We start from the raw sequence: 20,759 nt of genomic DNA, 5'->3' as shown, positions 1-20,759 counted from the left end.
GCGTGGCGCGTGGCCGCGTCAGCTCGGCTTGCGCGCGCGGCGCTCGCGATTGACCGACAGCAGCATCGCGGCGAAGACGCGAGCGGCGGGGGCGAGCGGCACCGCGGTGCGCTGCACGAGGCCGATGTCGGCGTGCGGAATCGATTCGCGCAGGTCCAGGGCTTTGAGGGAGCGGGTGAACGTGCCGTCTTCGACCACGAACCCGGGCCCCAGGAACAGATAATCGGTTTCGGCCACCAGCTTGAGCGTATCGAGCAGCGAGTCCACCGTGACCGCGATGTGCGGTTCGTTCATGCCGTGCGCGGCGAACCAGTCGCCAAGCCGGTTCGAGGGCGTGCCGGACCACCCGAGCGGGCGGGTATTGATCCACTGCGCGTTCGCGAGCGCGTGTATCGACGTCGCGTCCGCCAGCGCGTGGCCGCGGCGGCAGAGGATGGCCGGACGCGAGTCGGCGATCTTCGTGCTGGAGAGGTCGCTCATGTCGCTCGCATGCGAGACCAGCGTAACGGCGAAGTCGAGCCGGCCTTCCCGGATGCCCGACAGCAGCGACGCCGATGGTCCGCTCGCCAGATGCACCTGCACCTTCGGATAGGCCCAGCGCAACTGCTGGAGCGCGGCCGGCACCAGCCGGGCACAGGCCTCGGATGAGGCGCCGACGTTCACGCTGCCCTGCAGTTCGCCCTTCAGATAATCGAACTCCTGCTCGGCGCGATGGCATTCGCCGAGGATGATGCGTGCGCGCGTGAGCAGGATGTGGCCGTGCTCGGTCAGCACCACGCCACTGCTCGCGCGTACCAGCAGCGTGGTGCCGAGCGATTGCTCGAGGCGGCGCAGCTGCTGGGTGAGCCCGCTCTGGGCGACGCCGAGCGCGCGGGCGCCGGCGCGGATGCTGCCGTGTTCGACGATGGCCACGAAGGCGCGGAGTTGGTCCAGAGTCATGGCGGTACGGGCCCCGGGCGGCGACGCGCGCTGCGTGCTTACCCCGATAACCTTGCATTCTCACGAGAACTGTTTTCGCATCTTACATTATCGCTATGCCTTACTTATCCTGCCTCGTATGGCCTGCCTTTGGGCCGCAACGAAACGAACAGGGCATACGAGATGAGCAAGGATCTGTACAAGCGCGGCGAGGAAATCCGTAACGAGGTGCTGGGCGAGGCCTATGTGAAGAATTCGGCCGCCGTGACCGACGAATTCAGCGAGCCGATGCGTGCGTTCGCCATCCGCAACCTGTGGGGCGACGTCTGGGATCGCCCCGGTCTCGATCGGCGCATGCGCAGCATGATCAATCTGGCCATGCTGGCCGCCATGGATCGCCCGGCGGAGCTGAAGGTCCATCTGCGCGGCGCGCTCAATAACGGCGTGTCGCGCGACGAGATCCGCGAGATCTTCCTGCAGGTGGCGCTGTACTGCGGCGTGCCGACCGGCAGCGATGCCACGCGCATCGCCCGCGTGTTCTTCGCGGAATACGACGCCGAGCAGGGCAAGGCATGACGCCGGCGCCACTCACGCTCGCGCCCGAGCATCTGTACCGCCATCTGATGGGCCCGGAGGCGGAGGTGGGCTCCTTCGTGTCGGGCCGGCTGGTGGCGGGCAGCGGCGACGCGATCGCGCTCCTCAACCCCGAGGACGGCACGCCTTTGCTCACGTACCGCGACACCTCCGTGGAGCTCGTGCGCACGGCGCTGGACGACGCCCGCGTCGCGCAGCGCGGCTGGGCGGCCACGTCGGCGCGCGAACGCGGCATCGTGCTCGCGCGTCTGTCGGAGCTCGTGAGCCGCCATGCCGACAACCTGGCGCGGCTGGAGGCCTGGTCCACCGGCAAGGCCGTCAAGGGCTGCCGCGCTCAGATGGCAGCCGTCGCCGAGAGCCTGCGCTATTACGCGGGCTGGACCGACAAGTTCGCGGGCAAGGTGACATCCGTGCCCAACGGCCAACTCAACTACACCCTGCGCGAGCCGCTGGGCGTGGTGCTGCAGATCATGCCGTGGAACTCGCCGCTGTATCTGGCCGGCGGCAGCATGGCGCCGGCGCTGGCGATGGGCAATGCCGTGCTGCTCAAGCCCTCGGAGTTGACGCCCCTGTCGTCGCTCGTGCTGGGTCGTCTTGCCATCGAGGCGGGGCTGCCGCCGGGGGTGCTGCAGGTCGTCAATGGCCTGGGTCAGACGGTGGGACCGGTCGCGATCGAGCATCCGGCGATCCGCAAGGTCGTCTTCGTGGGTTCGACGCAGACGGGGCGGCGCGTCAACAGTGCGGCCGGCTTGCGGCCGATCCCCTGTTTGCTCGAACTCGGTGGCAAGTCGGCCAACATCGTGTTCGACGATGCCGATCTGCCGGCGGCGGTCGACGCCGCGGTGGTGGCCGCTTTCGCCAACACCGGCCAGAACTGCGCCGCCGGATCGAGGCTGCTGGTGCAGCGGCCGATCTACGAGCGCTTCGTCGAAGCCCTGGAGCAAGCCACGGCGCGCTACAAGGTGGGCGCGCCGCTGGACGAGAGCGCCGACTGTGGCCCGATCAACAACGCCGCGCAGTACCGCAAGGTGTGGGACATGATCGCCATGGGCCTGGCCGAGGGCGCGACGCTGATGACGGGGCAGGCCGCGCCCGCGTCCGATGCGCGCGGCTATTTCATTCCGCTCACGGTGCTCGCGAATGTCACCAACACGATGCGGATCGCCCGCGAGGAAGTCTTCGGCCCGGTCGTGGTGGCCATCCCGTTCGATACGGAAGACGAAGCGGTCGCGATGGCCAACGACAGCGAGTTCGGCCTCGTCGGGGCGGTCTGGACGCGCGACATCGCGCGTGCGCACCGGGTCGCCGCTCAGGTCGACGCGGGCATCTTCTGGATCAACATGTATCGCGAAATGCACGCGTCCACGCCCTTCGGCGGCTATGGCAACAGCGGCTATGGCCGCGGCAGCGGCGAGGAAGCACTGCACGAATACACCCAGACCAAGAACGTCTGGGTGCCCTACGCCCACGGCGCCTGAGCGCCATTGAACGGACCACAGAAAATATGAGCAAGCTTTCCACCATTGGCGTCATTGGCCTGGGCAAGATGGGCCGTGGCATGGCGAATTCGATTCAGCGAGCCGGCCTGACGGTCATCGGGCTGGATGCCCAGGAGGCGGCGCGGGCCGCGTGCGCCGCGGACGGGCTGCGGGTGAGCGATTCGCTCGACGAGCTGGCGGGCGCGGCCGACGCGATCGTGCTGTCGCTGCCCAATTCGGACATCGTGCGCGCGCTGCTCGAGGGCCCCGGAGGTCTGCTGGCCAAGGTGCGCCCCGGCACGATCCTGATCGACACCACCACCGCCGATCCCAAGACCATGCAGGCCCTCGCGCCGGCGCTGCGCGACGCGGGCGTGCGCTTCATCGACGCGCCGGTAAGCGGCGGACCGGCCGGCGCGGCCAAGGGCGCGCTGACCATGTTCATCGGCGCCTCGGTCGACGACCTGGCCGCGGCCGAGCCGGTGCTTGCAGCGCTGGGAGAAAAGCGCTTTCACATCGGCGAGCAGGGCGCGGGCTACATCGCCAAGCTGGTCAACAACCTGCTCGTCGCGTCGCACCTGCTCACCGCCAGCGAGGCTTTCCGCATCGCCGAGGCGGCCGGTGTGCGCACCGAGCAGCTGCTCGAATCGATCAACGCGGGATCGGGCCGCAGTGGCGTCACCCTCTACAACTATCCGAGCCGCATCCTCAACGAGGGCTTCGACTCCGGCTTCACGATGCAGCTCATGCGCAAGGACGTACGCCTGGCGCAGTCGCTGATGCGCGAATCGGGACTGGCGTTGCCGGTGAGCAGCGCGGTCGGCGCGATCTGGCAAGCCAGTGAAAACACGCTGGCCGATCAGGACGATTTCAACCGTATCGTCACGCTCGATACGAACCAACGCCAGGCGCACTGAACGCTGCGGCGATCACAAGGGGAAAACACCATGAATAACGCCATCAAGACCATCGCGCCCATCGTCCTTGCCGTCATGGGTGCGGCGCTGGGCGCCGGGGCCGCGCACGCTGCGTATCCGGAGCGTCCGATCAAGCTGATCGTGCCGTTTCCGGCGGGCGGCACCACCGACACCGTGGCCCGTTTCATCGCGCAGGGCATGGGCGAGAAGCTCGGGCAGTCGGTCATCGTGGACTACAAGGCGGGGGCGGCGACCATTATCGGCGCGGATGCCGTGGCCCAGTCTGCGCCCGACGGCTACACGCTGCTGCTCGGCACCGCCACCACGTTCACCATCAACCCGATTCTCTATCCCAAGCTGTCGTACGACCCGCTCAAGAGCTTCACGCCCATCGGCGTGATCGGCACGACGCCGCTGGCGATCATGGCCACGCAGGCCGAGCCGGCCAAGGATCTGAAGAGTTTGATCGAGAACCTGCGCAAGGACCCCGGCAAGTATTCGTATGGTTCGCACGGCAACGGCACGCCGGTGCACTTCGCGGCCGAAATGTTGTGGTCGGCGGCGAAGGTCAAGGTCACGCACGTGCCCTACAAGGGTTCGGCGCCGGCGCTCAACGATCTGATGGGCGGCCAGATCCCGATCAGTGTCGAGGCTTTGCCCGCGGCGGTGGCGGCCGCGAAGGGCGGTCGCGTCAAGGTGCTGGCCGTCACGAGCGACAAGCGTTCGCCGCTCATGCCCGAAGCGCCCACGGTGGCCGAGAGCGGGTATCCGGGCTTCGCCATGCAGACCTGGTTCGCCCTGGTAGCGCCCAGCGGCCTGGGCAAGGCCGAGCAGGACAAGCTCGCCAACGCCCTGTCCGCAACCCTGGCCGACCCCGCGTTGAAAGAAAGGCTGGCCGGCGTCGGTATCGAGCCCGGCTTCGAACCGGCCGCGGGTTATGTGTCGCGGGTGGAGGGGGATATCGCCAAGCTCGGTCCGATCGCGCGCGACAACAACATCGAGCGCAATTAAGACAACGCGCGGCCGGCGGCCGCGCTTGTCATCGATCGAGGCGGCCCGGGCGTTGCCACGGGCCGCGCGGCATCACAGCAGCTTTTCGATGCGCGCCACGGCTTCCTGGAGGCGATCCAGGCCGGTCGCGTACGAGAAGCGCATCATGCGGTGGCCGTGGGCCGGGCCGAAGTCGGGGCCCGCGACGGCGGCCACGCCGGCTTCGTGCAGCAGGCGGTGCGAGAAGGCCACGCTGTCCATGCCGAGTGCGCCGATGTCGGCGTAAATGTAGAACGCGCCATCGGGCTTGACCGGCACGGGAATGCCCATGCGTTCGAACTCGGGCAGCAGGTAGTCGCGGCGCTGGCGGAAGGCGTCGCGGCGGTGCGCGAAGATCTTCAGTGCGTCGGGTTCGAAGCAGGCCACGGCGGCGTGCTGCGCCAGCGTGGGCGCGCAGATCTGCAGGCTGGCCGACATCTTCTCGATCGAGGCGATCATCGACTCCGGCACGATCATCCAGCCCAGGCGCCAGCCCGTCATGTGGAAGTACTTCGAGAAGCTGTTGATGACGATGATGTCGTCGTCCAGGCGCAGCGCCGAACGCGGCTGGCCTTCGTACGACAGGCCGAGATAGATCTCGTCCATGATCGTGAAGCCCTTGCGCTCGCGCACGGCGGCGAGCAGGTCCACCAGTTCGTCCTGCGCGATCGAGGTGCCGGTCGGGTTGCTGGGCGACGCCACCAGCACGCCCTGCGTGGCCGGGCCCCAGTGCTCGCGCACATCGGCGGCCGAGAGCTGGAAGCGCTTTTCGGCACTGCTGGGGATGAGACGCGGGCGGCCGCCGCTGGCCAGCACGAAGTTGCTGTTGGCCGGGTACGAGGGATCGGGCATCAGCACTTCGCCGCCCTGGTTCACCAGCGCGGCGCACGCCAGCGCCAGCGCGCCGGACGCGCCCGCGGTCACGATGACGCGCGCCGGATTGATCGGGGCACCGAACTCGTCTTCGTAGAATTGCGCGATGGCTTCGCGCAGCGGCGTGATGCCGGCGGGCGAGCTATAGCCGCTCATGCCGGCGCGCGCGGCGCGCTCGAGCGCTTCGATCACCTGGGGCGGCGCGGTAAAGTCGGGTTCTCCGATACCTAGGCTGATAATGTCGCGTCCCGTGGCGGCAAGCGCCTGGGCTTCTTTGAAGAGTTCGACGACCTGGAATGTCAAAAAATCGTTGGTACGTGATGCGAGGGCAGGCATGGTGATTCTCACAGCGAAAGAGGGATTGTAGTCATGCAGCCGTCCCGCCGTGCTTTTCTCATGGGCAAACGTCCACCGCGTTCGGTCTGGCTGACCTTTCTGGAGCGGCTGGAGGCCGTTGCGACCGGGCCCATCGAGCCGCTGGGCGAACAACGCGCGCGCCTGCTCGCGGCCGACAGCACGGATGCCCGCATCGCGCGCCGGCTGTGCGCGGAGTACGGCATCGCGCTGGCGCTCGCCGGCACGAGCGCGGCGCGCGCGGCGCTCGGCCCGTGTCTGGTGGTCGACCCCGCCCGGCTCGGCGCCATGCACGAATCCCAGGGGCGCTGGCGCGTGGCGCCCGGCGCCCGCGTCGGCGGGCTGGCCGCCGCCGGTCTGGCGCAGTTTCAGAGCGAGATCCCCTCTCTGACCGTGGCCGCATGGCTGGCCCAGGCCGGAGGCTGGCCCACGGGCGGCACCGCCGCGAGCGGCCTGGTGTCGGCCACGGTGCTGCTGGCCGATGGCACGGTCGAAACCCTGGGCGCCTTCGGGGCGGCCGCGACACAGCCGTTGCGATCCGTGCGGGTGCAGCAGTTGGTGCCCGCACTGTTCGAACTGCTGCGCAGCGACGACGCGCAGGCCTGTCTGGCGCAAGCGGCGTGGGCGCCGCGCTTCCGTCTGGATGCGCTGGCCGGGCGGGATGGCGAGGTCAACCTGGCCCATCTCTTTCTGGGCCACGGGGGCGCCCTGGCCTGGATCGAAGAGCTCGAGTTCGTGGCCGGCACGCCGTCGCTGCCCGCCACGCCGGACGAAGCCGACCCCGCCCCGGCGCGCCGGCTGGACGAGCGCGTGCGAGAGCGCTTCGATCCGGCCGCTTGCTTCGCGAGTGTGCCGGCGGCCTGAGAATAGGACGGACGCGGGGCAGGGAAGTCGGAGCGCGTTCGCGCCGTCCGGTCTGCCGCACGCGGATATCGGGGCGGTCTGGCTCCTGGCGCTCTGCCGCCCGGGGCTCGGCGCGGTCTCGCTCCGGGCGCTGCGCCGCCTGCGGCTCGCCGCGGTCTACTCCGGGCGCTCGGCCGTGCACTTCGTTCAGCTTGTAGTCAGGTTGGTATAAGATACCCAGCATCGGCCGCGCGCACCGCGGGCCGTCAGGCCGCCGGCAGGCGGCCGCACCCCTCGCCACGCCGGGGCCGTCTCGCGACTTTCGCCCCTGTCCATCCGGGCAGTTGCGCGTACCGCACGCGCGGCCCTGGCGCTAGAATTCACCCCCTTCTGTCCGTCCTCACGAGCCCATTCCATGGATGCCAATCTTCGCAAAGCCGCGCTTGAATATCACGAGCTCGGCCGCCCCGGCAAAATCTCGGTCACGCCGACCAAGCAACTGACGAACCAGCGCGACCTGGCCCTGGCGTATTCCCCGGGCGTGGCGGCGGCCTGTGAGGAAATCGTCGACGATCCCGCCAATGCCTTCCGCTACACGGCGCGCGGCAATCTGGTCGGTGTGATCTCCAACGGCACCGCGGTGCTGGGCCTGGGCAACATCGGCGCGCTGGCCTCCAAGCCCGTGATGGAAGGCAAGGCCGTGCTGTTCAAGAAGTTCGCCGGCCTGGACGTGTTCGATATCGAGATCAACGAGACCGATCCCGACAAGCTGGTCGAGATCATCGCCGGGCTGGAGCCGACCTTCGGCGGGATCAACCTCGAAGACATCAAGGCACCCGAGTGCTTCATCGTCGAGCGCAAGCTGCGCGAGCGCATGAAGATTCCTGTCTTCCACGACGATCAGCACGGCACCGCCATCACGGTCTGCGCCGCGTTCATCAACGGCCTGAAGGTCGTGGGCAAAGACATCAAGCAGGTCAAGGTCGTGACCTCCGGCGCCGGCGCCGCCGCGCTGGCCTGCCTCGACCTGATGATCGATCTGGGCCTGCCGCTCGAAAACATCTGGGTCACCGACATCGAGGGCGTGGTCTACGAAGGCCGCACCACGCTGATGGATCCGGACAAGGCGCGCTACGCGCAGAAAACCGAAGCGCGCAAGCTGGCCGACGTGATCGGCGGCGCCGACGTGTTCCTGGGCCTGTCGGCCGGTGGCGTGCTCAAGCCCGAGATGGTCGCGGCGATGGGCACGCGGCCGCTGATCCTGGCGCTGGCCAATCCCACGCCCGAGATCCTGCCCGAGCTGGCGCACTCGGTGCGCGACGACATCGTCATGGCCACCGGCCGGTCCGATTACCCGAACCAGGTCAACAACGTCCTGTGCTTCCCGTACATCTTCCGCGGCGCGCTCGACGTGGGCGCCACGACGATCACGCGCGAGATGGAAAAGGCCGCGGTGTATGCGATCGCCGGCCTGGCCGAAGAAGAGCAGAGCGAAGTCGTGGCCGCGGCCTACGGCACCTACGATCTGTCGTTCGGCCCCGATTACCTGATTCCCAAGCCCTTCGATCCGCGCCTGATCGTGCGCATCGCGCCGGCCGTGGCCCGCAAGGCCATGGAAGAGGGCGTGGCCACGCGTCCGCTCGATGACCTGGATGCCTACGTCGAGCAGCTGCAGCAGTTCGTGTATCACTCCGGCGCGTTCATGAAGCCGCTGTTCGGCACCGCCAAGCGCATCGTGCGCGAGGGCGGCCGCGCGCGCATCGTGTTCACCGAGGGCGAAGACGAACGCGTGCTGCGTGCCGTGCAGGTCATCGTCGACGAAGGCCTGGCCCGTCCGATCCTGATCGGCCGCCCGTCGGTGCTGTCCGCCCGCATCGAGAAGTTCGGCCTGCGCCTGCGCCTGGGTCAGGATGTCGAAGTCACCAATCCCGAATACGACGAGCGCTTCCACCAGTACTGGACCACCTACTGGGAGCTCATGTGCCGTCGCGGCATCACCAAGGAAATGGCGCGCGTCGAAATGCGCCGCCGTCTCACGCTGATCGGCGCGATGATGGTGCGGCTGGGCGATGCCGATGGCATGGTCTGCGGCGCGGTCGGTGCCTACCACGATCACCTGCGCTTCATCGACGAAGTGATCGGCATGCGGCCGGGCGCCAAGACCTACGCGGCCATGAACATCCTGCTGCTCAACGAGCGCACCGTGGCCCTGGCCGACACGCATGTGAACGACGACCCCACGGCCGAGCAGATCGCCGAGATCTCGATCGCGGCCGCCGAAGAAATGCAGCGCCTGAATCTGGCGCCCAAGGTGGCGCTGCTGTCGCGCTCCAACTTCGGCACCGGCAGCTCGGCCTCGGGCGCCAAGATGCGCGCGGCGCTCGAGATCGTGCGCGCCCAGGCGCCGGAGCTCGAGATCGATGGCGAGATGCACGGCGATTGCGCGCTCGACGAGGCGCTGCGCCTGCGTCTGCTGCCGTCGTCCACGCTCAAGGGCGAGGCCAATCTGCTGGTCTGCCCCAACGTCGACTCGGGCAACATCGCCTACAACTTGCTCAAGACGGCGGCGGGCGGTAACGTCGCGGTGGGTCCTTTCCTGCTGGGCGCAAACGCATCGGTGAATATCCTGACATCGAGCTCCACCGTACGACGCATCGTCAACATGACGGCCCTGACCGTGGTCGATGCCAATCTCCCGAGATGACGGCGCGCGTAGCGGTCAGCACGCCGGGCAGCTGTTCCGGCGGCCGACCGCGCTGGTCCTGACCGGAGGCGGCGCGCGCGCCGCCTACCAGGTCGGTGTCCTCGCCGCGATCCTGGAGATCCTGGATCCCGGATCGCGGCCCGGTTTTCCCAATCCCTTTCATATCATCTGCGGCACCTCGGCCGGCGCGATCAACGCGGCCGCGCTGGCGTGCGGCACCGATCGCCCGCATCGCGCCGTGCGCCGCATGCGCCGGCTGTGGGCCTCGCTCGAGACCGGCATGGTCTACCGTGCCGACACGCCGGGCCTGGTCGGCACGGGCGTGCGCTGGCTGGGCCTGCTCTCGCTGGGCTGGATGATGACCAAGGCGGCCAAACGTCCGCAGTCGCTGCTCGACAACCAGCCGCTCGCCGACCTGCTGGGCAGGGTGCTCGACTTCAAGCGCCTGGGTCACAATCTGCACCGCGGCCGGCTGGCCTCGCTGGCCATCACGGCCTCGGGCTACACCAGCGGCGAACACCTGACGTTCTACCAGTCCGACCGGCCCATCGAACCGTGGCAGCGCTTCCTGCGCCGGGCGATTCCCACACCCATCGGGATCGAACACATCCTCGCCTCCAGCGCCATTCCGTTCGTGTTTCCGTCCCAGGCGGTGGAGGTGCAGGGCCAGGTCGAGTGGTGCGGGGACGGATCGATGCGGCAGCTGGCGCCGATCAGCCCGGCGATCCATCTGGGCGCGGAGCGCATCCTGGTGATCGGCACGAGCTATCACGACGAAACCCACCCCGAACAGCGCGAGGCGGCGCCGCCTTACCCATCGCTCGCCCAGGTGGGCGGCCATACCCTGTCGAGCATCTTTCTGGACGGCCTCTCGACCGACCTCGAACGGCTGCAACGTACCAATCGCATGCTCGACCAAATGGGCGCGCAGGTCGACCCGGGGCTCAACCTGCGGCGGGTCGACGTGCTGGCGATCACGCCCAGTCAATCGCTCGACACGCTCGCGCTGGCGCATTTCGACGCCCTTCCGGCGCAGGCACGTACCCTTTTTCGGGTTCTCGGTGTATCGTCCGACCCAAGCCGAAAGGGCGGCGGCGCGTTGATGTCGTATCTGCTATTCGAAGCCGCCTATACACAGCGATTGATCGAACTGGGTTATGCCGATACGATGCGGCGTAATGAAGAAGTCGTGACGTTTTTCGAGGAGGCCCGGGCATGACGCGGAACGGCCAGACGACGCTGCAACGGCAATTGCGCCGAAGCGGGGCAATCGAGCATGCGGACCTGGACAAGCAGGACATGGTCAATGCCACGCACGAGCTGGGCATGTCCCTGATGGTGGCGGATTGTGACCGCGCACGCAGCCGCTCGGCGGTCCTGCGCGCCATTGCCAAGGCGGTGGATTTTCCCGAATTCTTCGGCGGCAACCTCGACGCGCTCTACGATTGCCTGTGCGACACCGTGCTCGACAACAAGACGGCCGGCGTGGTGCTGTGGCTCTACCGGCTGCACTCCGGCGATCCGGCGCTCGAAGACGACGCGGCCAGTATCGAAGAGGTTTGCGCCGACGCGGCCCGCTTCGCCACCGAAAACGGCAAGATTTTCTGCTACGTGGTCGAGCACGCGGGCAAGCACCCCGACCCCGAACCCGGCGTGGCCGCGCAGCCCTACGGCGAAGTCTGACAGGCCAGGGATCAGTCGTTCCAGCCCAGGAGGGCGGTGCTGGCCGCAATCAGGGCCAGCCCGGCGGTCTCGGTGCGCAGCACGCGCGGCCCGAAGCGCACCGCAGTGACGCCCGCGCGCTGCGCCTCCTGCAGTTCGCTCTCCGACCAGCCGCCTTCCGGGCCCACCAGCAAGGTCAGGCCGTGCTCGCCCACTTTCCCGGACGCCAGCGCGGCCGGCAGATCGTCCGGCGCATCGGGATGGCACAGCAGCCGCAGTCCGGCGGCAGGCCCCGCGAGGTAGTCGCGCAAGGATCGTGGCGCCTCGACGGTGGTCAGGCGGTTGCGTCCGCACTGCTCGGCGGCCGATTGCGCGATGCGCTGCCAGTGCTGCACGCGCTTGTCGAGCCGCGCACCGCTCAGTTGCAGGACGCTGCGTTGCGCGGCGATGGGCACGACGGCCGCCGCGCCGAGTTCCACGGCTTTTTCGATCACCCAATCCATCTTGTCGCCCGAGGGCAGGCCCTGCACCAGTGTGATGCGGCCGGGCAGCTCGGCTTCGCGGGGGGCGTGCGCGCCCAGGCTGGCGCTGACCTGTTTGCCCTCGATATGCAGCACGCCGGGATACTCGCCACCCTTGCCGTCGAACAGCACGATCGCGGCGCCATCCCGCAGGCGCAGCACGCGCGCGGCGTGGTGCGCCAGGCCTTCGGGCAGGGTCAGCTCGGAATGCGGGGAAAGCGCGGCATCGCAATAGAAACGGGGCACGGACATGGGGCAGGGCGGCGGGGCAGGCGGAGCGCGGTCGATGACAGGAATGAGTGTAACCGCGTGTAGGAGGCGGGCGGCGGCGCCGCTGCGACGTAATGGCAACGGCATGTCAACCGAATGGCGACCTATCGCCGCCGACGGGTAGGCTGGGGTAATCCCTGGATGCTAAAATTGTGAGCTTTCCAATCCCACATAGTGGCAGCACCGTGCGGCCTTGCCGCGGCGCCGCGCCACCTCAAGAGCCTTCCCAATGAGCAATCCGACCGCCCCTAAACTTGCCCTGGCGGATGCCATCCGCGTACTCGCGATGGACGCCGTGCAGAAAGCGAACTCCGGCCACCCCGGGGCGCCCATGGGAATGGCCGAAATCGCGCAAGCGCTGTGGGTCAACAATCTGCGCCACAATCCGGCCGATCCGGCCTGGGCCAACCGCGACCGCTTCGTGCTGTCCAACGGCCACGGCTCGATGCTGATCTATGCGCTGCTGCACCTGACGGGCTACGACCTGCCCATGCAGGAGCTCGAAAACTTCCGCCAGTTGCATTCGCGCACGCCGGGTCACCCCGAAGTGGGTATCACCCCGGGCGTCGAGACCACCACCGGCCCGCTGGGCCAGGGCATCGCCAATGCCGTGGGCATGGCGCTCGCCGAAGCGCTGCTGGCCGCCGAATTCAATCGCCCGGGCCACGCCCTGGTCGATCACCACACCTATGTGTTCCTCGGCGATGGCTGCCTGATGGAAGGCATTTCGCACGAAGCCTGCTCGCTGGCCGGCACGCTCAAGCTGAACAAGCTGATCGCGCTGTATGACGACAACGGCATCTCGATCGACGGTCATGTCGAACACTGGTTCGGCGACGACACCGCGACCCGCTTCGAAGGCTACGGCTGGAACGTCGTGCGCGCCATCGATGGCCACGATGTCGCCGCCATCGACGCCGCGATCAAGGCCGCGCGCGCGCAGTCCGACAAGCCCACGCTGATCATCTGCCGTACCGTGATCGGCAAGGGTGCGCCCACCATGGCCGGCACCCACAACGTCCACGGCGCGCCGCTGGGCAACGACGAAATCGCCGCCACCCGCACCGCGCTGGGCTGGGACGCCGCGCCGTTCGAGATTCCCGCCGACATCTATGCCGGTTGGGATGGCCGCAAGCCGGGCGCCGCCGCCCAGGCCGAATGGCAACAGGTGTTCGACTCCTACGCCAAGCAATTCCCCGCCGAAGCCGCCGAGTTCACGCGCCGCATGAAGGGCGAGCTGCCCGCCAGCTACGCGCAGGCGTTCGAGCGCTACATCGCCGCCACCAACGAAAAGGGCGAGACGGTCGCGACCCGCAAGGCCTCGCAATTCGCCATCACCGAGCTGGCCGGTCTGCTGCCCGAACTGCTGGGCGGCTCGGCCGACCTGACCGGTTCCAACTTCACCGACTGGAAGGGCGTGGCCGCCGTGCGCGCCGGCGCCGAAGGCCACATCCAGTTCGGCCGTCACATCAACTACGGCGTGCGCGAGTTCGGCATGGCCGCCGTGATGAACGGCATTGCGCTGCACGGTGGCTACCTGCCGTTCGGCGGCACCTTCCTGACCTTCTCCGACTACTCGCGCAACGCGATCCGCATGGCCGCGCTGATGAAGCAGCGTGTCGTGCACGTGTTCACGCACGATTCGATCGGCCTGGGCGAAGATGGCCCGACCCACCAATCGATCGAGCACGCGAGCAGCCTGCGTCTGATCCCCAACCTGTCGCTGTGGCGCCCGTGCGATACGGTCGAAACCGCGGTGGCCTGGAACTACGCCGTGAGCCGTCCGACCTCGATCGGCATGGACGTGCACGACGGCGGCCCGACCGCGCTGCTGCTGTCGCGCCAGAACCTGCCCTACGTGCAGCGCGATGACGCCACGCTGAAAGCGATTGTCCGCGGTGGTTACGTCTTGCGGGACGCCGAGGGCGCCCGCGCCGTTATCATCGCCACCGGGTCCGAAGTCGCGATCGCCCTGGCCGCTCAGGAAGCGCTGGCCAAGGAAGGCATCGCGGTGCGCGTGGTCTCCATGCCCTCGACCGACGCCTTCGACGCCCAGGACGCCGACTACAAGCGCAGCGTGCTGCCGGCAGGTCTGCCGCGCGTGGCCGTCGAAGCCGGCGTGACCGCGTTCTGGCACAAATACGTGGGCCTCGAGGGCGCCGTGGTCGGTATCGACCGCTACGGCGAATCGGCCCCGGCCGGTGCACTGTTCAAGTTCTTCGGGCTGACCGCCGACAAGGTGGCCGAGACCGTCAAGCAGGTTTTGTAAAAAGGAGCTCTAGTCATGACCATTCGCGTCGCCATCAACGGCTACGGCCGCATCGGCCGCAACATCCTGCGTGCCCACTACGAAAACGGCAAGAAGCACGACATCGAGATCGTTGCGATCAACGATCTGGGTGATCCCAAGACCAACGCGCACCTGACGCGCTTCGACACTGCGCACGGCAAGTTCCCGGGCACCGTCGAGGTCGATGGCGAACACATGGTCGTCAATGGCGACAAGATCCGCGTGCTGGCCAACCGCAACCCGGCCGAACTGCCGTGGGGCGAGCTCAAGGTCGACGTGGTGCTGGAATGCACGGGCTTCTTTACCTCGAAGGAAAAGGCCTCGGCTCACCTGAAGGGCGGCGCCAAGAAAGTCATCATCTCGGCCCCCGGCGGCAAGGATGTGGACGCCACCGTCGTGTTCGGCGTGAACCACAACGTCCTGAAGTCGACCGACACCGTCATCTCGAACGCGTCGTGCACGACCAACTGCCTGGCCCCGCTGGTCAAGCCGCTGAACGACAAGCTGGGCGTCGAGACCGGCCTGATGACCACGGTCCACGCTTACACCAATGACCAGGTCCTGACCGACGTCTACCACGAAGACCTGCGCCGTGCGCGTTCGGCCACGATGAGCATGATCCCGACCAAGACCGGCGCCGCCGCCGCGGTCGGCCTGGTGCTGCCCGAACTCAACGGCAAGCTCGACGGCTTCGCCATCCGCGTTCCGACGATCAACGTGTCGCTCGTCGACCTGACCTTCACGGCCAAGCGCGAGACCACGGTCGAAGAAGTCAACGGCATCCTGAAGGCTGCCGCCGACGGCGAGCTCAAGGGCATCCTCGACTACAACACCGATCCGCTGGTGTCCGTCGACTTCAACCACAACCCGGCCTCCAGCACGTTCGACGCGACGCTGACCAAGGTGTCGGGCAAGCTGGTCAAGGTTTCGTCCTGGTACGACAACGAGTGGGGCTTCTCCAACCGCATGCTCGACACCACCGTCGCGCTGATGTCGGCCAAGTAATCCCAGGCAGTACCACCCAGGCGCCGCCCGCGTGGCGGCGCCTCAAAACGGGCCAGACGGCGCGTTGTGGGGCGCACGCCCTTGCACAACGACGAAGTCTGGCTTTTTTTGCATCAGAAGCGCCCCGAGGGCGTCGCATGCCCGGCTCATCCGCGGCATGCCGGCTACGCCGCTCGCGAAAGGAATCGACACTCATGTCCCAAGTCAAAACGCTCTCCGCGCTGGCCCGTGCCGGCGAACTCTCCGGCAAACGCGTGTTCATCCGCGCCGACCTCAACGTGCCGTTCGATGATGCCGGCCGCATCAGCGAAGACACCCGCATCCGCGCCTCGGTGCCCGGCATCCGCCTGGCGCTGGACGCCGGTGCCGCCGTCATGGTCACGTCGCACCTCGGCCGTCCGAAAGAGGGCGTGCTGACCGAAGAGGATTCGCTCGCGCGCGTGGGCCAGCGCCTGTCCGAGCTGCTCGGCATGCCGGTGCCGCTCAAGCAGGACTGGGTCGACGGCGTGAAGGTCGAGCCGGGCCGCGTGGTGCTGCTCGAGAACTGCCGCGTCAACGTGGGCGAAAAGAAGGACGACGAGGCGCTGGCGCGCAAGATGGCCGCGCTGTGCGACGTGTATGTGAACGATGCGTTCGGCACCGCGCACCGCGCCGAAGCCACCACGCACGGCATCGCGCGCTTCGCGCCGGTGGCCTGCGCGGGTCCGCTGCTCGAGGCCGAGCTCGACGCGCTGGGCCGTGCGCTGCACGAGCCCAAGCGTCCGCTGGTCGCCATCGTCGGTGGCTCCAAGGTCTCGACCAAGCTCTCGATCCTGCAGGCCCTGGCCGACAAGGTCGACCAGCTGGTGGTGGGCGGCGGTATCGCCAACACCTTCATGCTGGCCGCCGGCCTGCCCATCGGCAAGTCGCTCGCCGAGCCCGATCAGGTCGACCAGGCCCGCGCGGTGATCGACATCATGCAAAAGCGCGGCGCCGCCGTGCCGATCCCCACCGACGTGGTCGTGGCCAAGGCGTTCGGCGCCGATGCCGCCGCCACCGTCAAGGCGGCCGCCGACGTGGCCGACGACGACCTGATCCTGGACATCGGTCCGCAGACCGCTCAGACGCTTGCCGAGATCCTCGAAAAGGCCGGCACCATCGTCTGGAACGGCCCGGTCGGCGTGTTCGAGTTCGACCAGTTCGCCAACGGCACGAAGGTCGTGGCCGAGGCCATCGCCGCGTCGCCCGGATTCTCGATCGCCGGCGGCGGCGACACGCTGGCAGCCATTGCCAAGTACAACATCGGCGAGCAGGTCGGCTATATCTCGACCGGTGGTGGCGCGTTCCTCGAGTTCCTCGAAGGCAAGTCGCTGCCGGCCGTGGCCGTGCTGCAGGAGCGCGCCGACAAGTAAGACGGGAAAGGGGGCGTTCTGTCATGCCCCCGCCCTGTGCTCAGCGGTACTATCGTCGGGCCCGTGCAAGGGTGCATCCGGAAGGACGCATTCCTGGCACGGGCCCGACGATTTTCATTGATGGACTCGATACGATGCTGGCACCGAGGTGGCGCTTTCTTCCCAGTCTGGACAAATGGCGCGGCATCACCCGCGCACAGGCGCGTGGCGATGCGCTGGCCGGCTTGTCCGTGGCCGCCGTGGCGCTGCCGGTGGGGCTGGCCTACGCCTCCATGATGGGGCTGCCGCCCGCCTCGGGCCTGTGGGCCGCGATCGCCGGCATGCTGGGCTACGCGTTCTTCGGCGCGTCGCGCACGTTGATTGTCGGCCCCGACACCGCCACCTGCACGCTGATCGCGGCCACGCTCACCGGCATGGCGCTGGTGAGCCCCGAAGAGCGGCTGGGCGCGGCCGCGGGCATGGCGCTGGTCGTGGGGCTGGGTTGCCTCGCCGCACGCGTATTCCGGCTGGGCGCGCTCGCCAATCTGCTGTCGCGGCCCGTGCTGGTGGGGTACATGGCGGGCGTGGCGATCACGCTGGCGGGCTCGCAGTTGGGTTCCATCACGGGGGCGGGCTCGCGTCCGCACGATCTGCTGCGTCCGTTCGCCGAGGTCTCCCGTCTCATCACGCAGGCGCATTGGCCCACGTTCATCTTCGGCCTGGCCTGCTGCGCGTTCCTGGTGGTCCTGCGCCGGTGGCGCCCGACCTGGCCGGCGCCGATCCTGCTGGTGGCCCTGGCGTGCCTGCTGTCGTGGCTGTTTCATTTTCCGGGGCTGGGCATCGCGGTGGTGGGCGACATCCCCGCGGGCCTGCCCGGTCTGGCATTGCCCGAGCGGGTGCACGACGTCGATGCGCTGTTGATGGGGGCGGCCGGTGTGCTGCTGGTCAGCTTTTCGAGCGGCATCGTGACCGCGCGCAGTTTCGCGGCACGCACCGGCGAAAACGTCGAACCCAATCGCGAGCTGCTCGGATTCGGCGCAGCCAACATCGCCTCGGGTCTGTTTCAGGGTTTCGTCGTCACCGGCGCCGACTCGCGCACGGCGGTGGGTCTGGCCGCGGGCGCCAGCTCGCCCGTGACCAGCGTCGTGGCGGCGCTGGCGCTGGCCCTGGTCGTGTCGCTGGCCACGGGCGTGCTCTATTGGCTGCCGCAGCCCGCGCTGGCCGCCATCCTGTTGCTCGCGGCCCTGCACCTGTTCGACTGGCGCGCGTTCGCCACCTTGGCCCGCATTTCCCGCACCGAGCTGGCCTTCGCGGTCCTTGCGACCGTGGGCGTGGTGGCCTATGGCGTGCTGACCGGCGTGGTGGTGGCCGTGACGGCTACGCTGATGTATGTGATGTATGTCACCGCCACGCCGCGCGATGCCTTGCTCGGCCGGCTGCCGGGCGACACCGCGTTATGCAAGCTGCACCTCAACCCGACCGCCACGCCGGTCGCGCATACGGTGGTGTGGCTGTTCGAGTCATCGATCTGGTTCTTCAACGCCGATGCCTTCCGGCGCCGCGCGCGCGAGGTGCTGGCGCTGGCGGCGGGTGCGCAGTGGTTCGTGCTCGATGCCGAGGCCATGACCCACGCCGACGCCGATGCGGTGGAAGCCCTGACCCGGCTCAAGCAGGAGGCCGAGGCGCGCGGCATGATGCTGCTGCTGGCGGGCGGCCACGGCGCGTTCCGCATGGCGCTGGATCGTTCCGGCCTGGCCGACGCGATCGGGCGCGACCGCATCTTCGTGACGCCCGAGCAGGCCGTCGATGCGATCGAGGCCGGGCGTTTCGGCGCGCCGCGCAACGGCGCCATCGTGCCGGATTTCAATGCCCCCTGAGGCAGGATGCACGCCGAGGCCCGGCCGACGCCTGCGGGCGGCCGTGACGCTCAATCGATGATCGAGTAGCCGCCGTCGATGTAGAGCGTCTGGCCCGTGATGCGGCGCGCGCCATCGGTGGCCAGCCACGCGGTGGCTTCGCCCACGTCCTCGATGGTGACGAGGCTGCGCGTGGGGGCTTTGGTCTGGGCCTGCTCGAGCAGGTCATCGAAGCCCGCGATGCCGCTGGCCGCGCGCGTCTTGAGCGGCCCGGGCGAGATCGCGTGCACGCGGATGCCCTGCGGGCCCAGCTCCGCGGCCAGATAGCGCGTGGCCGATTCGAGCGCGGCTTTCACCGGCCCCATCATGTTGTAGTTTTCCACGACCATCTGCGAGCCGTAATACGTCATGCAGAACAGCGTGCCGCCGCGCGGCATCAGCGGCTCGGCCAGCTTGGCCATGCGGATGAACGACCAGCACGACACATCCATCGCGAGCAGGAAGCCGTCACGCGAACAGTCGGTGACGCGGCCATGCAGATCGTCGCGCGGCGCGTAGGCGATCGAATGCATCACGAAATCCAGGCTGCCCCATTCGGTCTGGATGCGCTCGAATACGGCCTCCAGCTGGCCAGGTACCAGCAGGTCGAGCGGCAGCAGCAGCTGCGCGTCGACCTGGGCCGCGAGGGGCTCCACATGAGGACGGGCCCGATCGTTCAGAAAGGTGAGGGCGAGGTCGGCACCGAGCGCGCGGAAGGCGCGCGCGCAGCCCCACGCGATGGACTGATCGTTGGCGATGCCGGTGATGAGGCCGCGGCGGCCGGCCAGCGGGGCGAAGGGCGCGCTCATCGGCCACGCACCAGCGCAAGCGTGTGCTGCGCGATCACCAGCTCTTCGTTGGTGCGCACCACGTAGACGCCGACGCGGCTGTCGCCGGTGCTGATGCGCGGCCCATGGTGCGCGTTGCGTTCGGCATCGATGGCGATGCCGAGCCAGCCCAGGCGCTCGCAGATGGCGGCACGGATGGGCGCGGCGTTTTCGCCGATACCGGCCGTGAACACGAGCGTGTCGATGCCGTTCATCGCGCAGCCCAGGCCGGCGATGCCCTCTGCCACCCGCCAGGCGAAGTAGTCGAGCGCGAGCCGCGCACGCGGGCTGTCGCTCTCGAGCAGTTCGCGGACGTCGTTGCCCATGCCGGACAGGCCCTTCAGGCCACAATCGTGATAGAGCAGGTGCTCGATCTCGTCGTGACTCATGCCCTGTTCCATCATCCACAGCACGATGCCCGGGTCGAGCCGGCCCGGACGGGTGCCCATCGGCAGCCCTTCGAGGGCCGTGAATCCCATGGTGCTGTCGACGCTTCGGCCGTTATGGATGGCGCAGGCCGAGACGCCGTTGCCCAGATGCGCCGCCACGATCTTGCCGGGCAGCACCTCGGGCAAGGTCTGACCGAGCCGCTGCACGAGATACTCGTACGACAGGCCGTGAAAGCCGTAGCGGCGCACGCCCTCTTCGTAGAAGCGCTCGGGCAGCGCGTAATGATCGGCCAGCGCATCGTGCGAGCGATGAAAGGCCGTGTCGAAGCAGGCGACCTGCGCGATGCCGGGGCGGCGCTCGCGGATCACCTTGATCGGGGCGAGGTTGTTGGGCTGATGCAGCGGCGCGAGCGAGGTGAACGACTCGAGCCGGGCCAGCACATCATCATCGATCAGCACCGGCGCGGAGAGCTCGGGCCCGCCATGCACGACGCGATGGCCTACCGCGATGGGCACTCCGGTCAGGTGGCCGCTCAGCCACATGCCCACGACCTCCTGGGCATTCGGCACGTCTGCCGCATGGCTGGGCGCAATGCCGCGCTCGACCATGATCTTGCCCTCGGCGTCGCGCGCGCGCAGGCGCGGATGCGAGGTGCCGATGCCTTCCACCTGGCCGCCCAGACGCGGCGTGAGTTCGTCGCCCGGCCCGATGTCGTACAGATAGAACTTGATGCTCGAGCTCCCCGCGTTGATCACGAGAAGGGAGTCGCGCTGAACAGCGCCGCGCTGGACAGCGTCGTGCTGCATGCCGTCGGTCATG

The 20,759-nt window shown here is 68.2% G+C and carries 17 protein-coding genes; 12 read left to right on the top strand and 5 right to left on the bottom strand.

Annotated features, from left to right (window positions below; all coding sequences use genetic code 11):
* Positions 1–18: 18 nt before the first annotated feature.
* Positions 19–939, bottom strand: coding sequence for a LysR family transcriptional regulator (locus CAL25_RS20560; RefSeq protein ID WP_094803471.1), 921 nt, complete (start codon positions 937–939; stop codon positions 19–21).
* A 162-nt stretch (positions 940–1,101) separates the two neighbouring features.
* On the opposite strand from CAL25_RS20560, the gene CAL25_RS20555 reads away from it, so the two are divergent.
* The 4 genes from CAL25_RS20555 to CAL25_RS20540 are packed head-to-tail and all read left to right on the top strand — an operon-like array spanning position 1,102 to position 4,918.
* Entirely contained in the window at positions 1,102–1,494 is a 393-nt protein-coding gene (locus CAL25_RS20555) for a carboxymuconolactone decarboxylase family protein (RefSeq protein WP_094803469.1), read from the top strand.
* Positions 1,491–2,990 (top strand): aldehyde dehydrogenase family protein, encoded by a 1,500-nt coding sequence (locus tag CAL25_RS20550; RefSeq protein WP_249279187.1) that lies wholly within the window; start codon positions 1,491–1,493, stop codon positions 2,988–2,990. Before CAL25_RS20555 ends, CAL25_RS20550 begins: the two co-directional genes overlap by 4 nt.
* A gap of 26 nt (positions 2,991–3,016) precedes the next feature.
* A complete protein-coding gene (locus CAL25_RS20545; protein ID WP_094803467.1) occupies positions 3,017–3,907 on the top strand; it encodes an NAD(P)-dependent oxidoreductase in 891 nt (296 codons plus the stop codon).
* Between the two features lie 30 nt (positions 3,908–3,937).
* The gene (locus CAL25_RS20540; protein WP_094803465.1) at positions 3,938–4,918 is read left to right on the top strand and encodes a Bug family tripartite tricarboxylate transporter substrate binding protein; all 981 of its coding nucleotides are present in this window, start codon (positions 3,938–3,940) and stop codon (positions 4,916–4,918) included.
* A gap of 72 nt (positions 4,919–4,990) precedes the next feature.
* Here CAL25_RS20540 and CAL25_RS20535 read toward each other — a convergent pair whose 3' ends face one another.
* Positions 4,991–6,145 (bottom strand): pyridoxal phosphate-dependent aminotransferase, encoded by a 1,155-nt coding sequence (locus CAL25_RS20535; protein ID WP_094803463.1) that lies wholly within the window; start codon positions 6,143–6,145, stop codon positions 4,991–4,993.
* A gap of 60 nt (positions 6,146–6,205) precedes the next feature.
* On the opposite strand from CAL25_RS20535, the gene CAL25_RS20530 reads away from it, so the two are divergent.
* From CAL25_RS20530 to CAL25_RS20510, 4 genes are all read left to right on the top strand, one after another.
* Positions 6,206–7,027 carry an FAD-dependent oxidoreductase gene (locus CAL25_RS20530; RefSeq protein ID WP_249279186.1) on the top strand — a complete coding sequence of 274 codons (822 nt, stop codon included), beginning with the start codon at positions 6,206–6,208 and terminating at the stop codon, positions 7,025–7,027.
* A gap of 394 nt (positions 7,028–7,421) precedes the next feature.
* Positions 7,422–9,710: an NADP-dependent malic enzyme gene (locus CAL25_RS20520; RefSeq protein WP_094803458.1), complete on the top strand. Its 2,289-nt coding sequence runs from the start codon at positions 7,422–7,424 to the stop codon at positions 9,708–9,710.
* 58 nt (positions 9,711–9,768) lie between these two features.
* Complete coding sequence (locus CAL25_RS20515) at positions 9,769–10,929, top strand: patatin-like phospholipase family protein (protein WP_094803909.1); 1,161 nt, start codon at positions 9,769–9,771, stop codon at positions 10,927–10,929.
* A complete protein-coding gene (locus CAL25_RS20510) occupies positions 10,926–11,393 on the top strand; it encodes a barstar family protein (protein WP_094803456.1) in 468 nt (155 codons plus the stop codon). Before CAL25_RS20515 ends, CAL25_RS20510 begins: the two co-directional genes overlap by 4 nt.
* 11 nt (positions 11,394–11,404) lie before the next feature.
* Here CAL25_RS20510 and CAL25_RS20505 read toward each other — a convergent pair whose 3' ends face one another.
* On the bottom strand, positions 11,405–12,145 hold the full coding sequence (locus tag CAL25_RS20505; protein ID WP_094803454.1) for a 16S rRNA (uracil(1498)-N(3))-methyltransferase: 741 nt from the start codon (positions 12,143–12,145) through the stop codon (positions 11,405–11,407).
* 247 nt (positions 12,146–12,392) lie between these two features.
* On the opposite strand from CAL25_RS20505, the gene tkt reads away from it, so the two are divergent.
* From tkt to CAL25_RS20485, 4 genes are all read left to right on the top strand, one after another.
* The gene (gene tkt, locus CAL25_RS20500; protein WP_094803452.1) at positions 12,393–14,432 is read left to right on the top strand and encodes a transketolase; all 2,040 of its coding nucleotides are present in this window, start codon (positions 12,393–12,395) and stop codon (positions 14,430–14,432) included.
* Positions 14,433–14,447: 15 nt separating this feature from the next.
* Positions 14,448–15,458: a type I glyceraldehyde-3-phosphate dehydrogenase gene (gene gap / locus CAL25_RS20495; RefSeq protein ID WP_094803450.1), complete on the top strand. Its 1,011-nt coding sequence runs from the start codon at positions 14,448–14,450 to the stop codon at positions 15,456–15,458.
* 194 nt (positions 15,459–15,652) lie between these two features.
* Complete coding sequence (locus tag CAL25_RS20490) at positions 15,653–16,849, top strand: phosphoglycerate kinase (RefSeq protein ID WP_094803448.1); 1,197 nt, start codon at positions 15,653–15,655, stop codon at positions 16,847–16,849.
* 134 nt (positions 16,850–16,983) lie between these two features.
* The gene (locus CAL25_RS20485) at positions 16,984–18,705 is read left to right on the top strand and encodes a SulP family inorganic anion transporter (RefSeq protein ID WP_170948558.1); all 1,722 of its coding nucleotides are present in this window, start codon (positions 16,984–16,986) and stop codon (positions 18,703–18,705) included.
* Between the two features lie 50 nt (positions 18,706–18,755).
* Here the strand turns inward: CAL25_RS20485 and fabI are convergent, their stop codons facing one another.
* Both fabI and CAL25_RS20475 read right to left on the bottom strand, forming a co-directional pair.
* On the bottom strand, positions 18,756–19,532 hold the full coding sequence (fabI, locus tag CAL25_RS20480; protein ID WP_094803446.1) for an enoyl-ACP reductase FabI: 777 nt from the start codon (positions 19,530–19,532) through the stop codon (positions 18,756–18,758).
* Positions 19,529–20,758: an acetate/propionate family kinase gene (locus CAL25_RS20475; protein ID WP_249279185.1), complete on the bottom strand. Its 1,230-nt coding sequence runs from the start codon at positions 20,756–20,758 to the stop codon at positions 19,529–19,531. The genes fabI and CAL25_RS20475 overlap by 4 nt, the downstream gene beginning before the upstream one ends.
* Between the last annotated feature and the right edge of the window lies 1 nt (position 20,759).

This window comes from Bordetella genomosp. 5 (assembly GCF_002261315.1).
Lineage (GTDB): Bacteria > Pseudomonadota > Gammaproteobacteria > Burkholderiales > Burkholderiaceae_B > Bordetella.
This window is presented reverse-complemented; position numbering and strand designations above follow the sequence as displayed.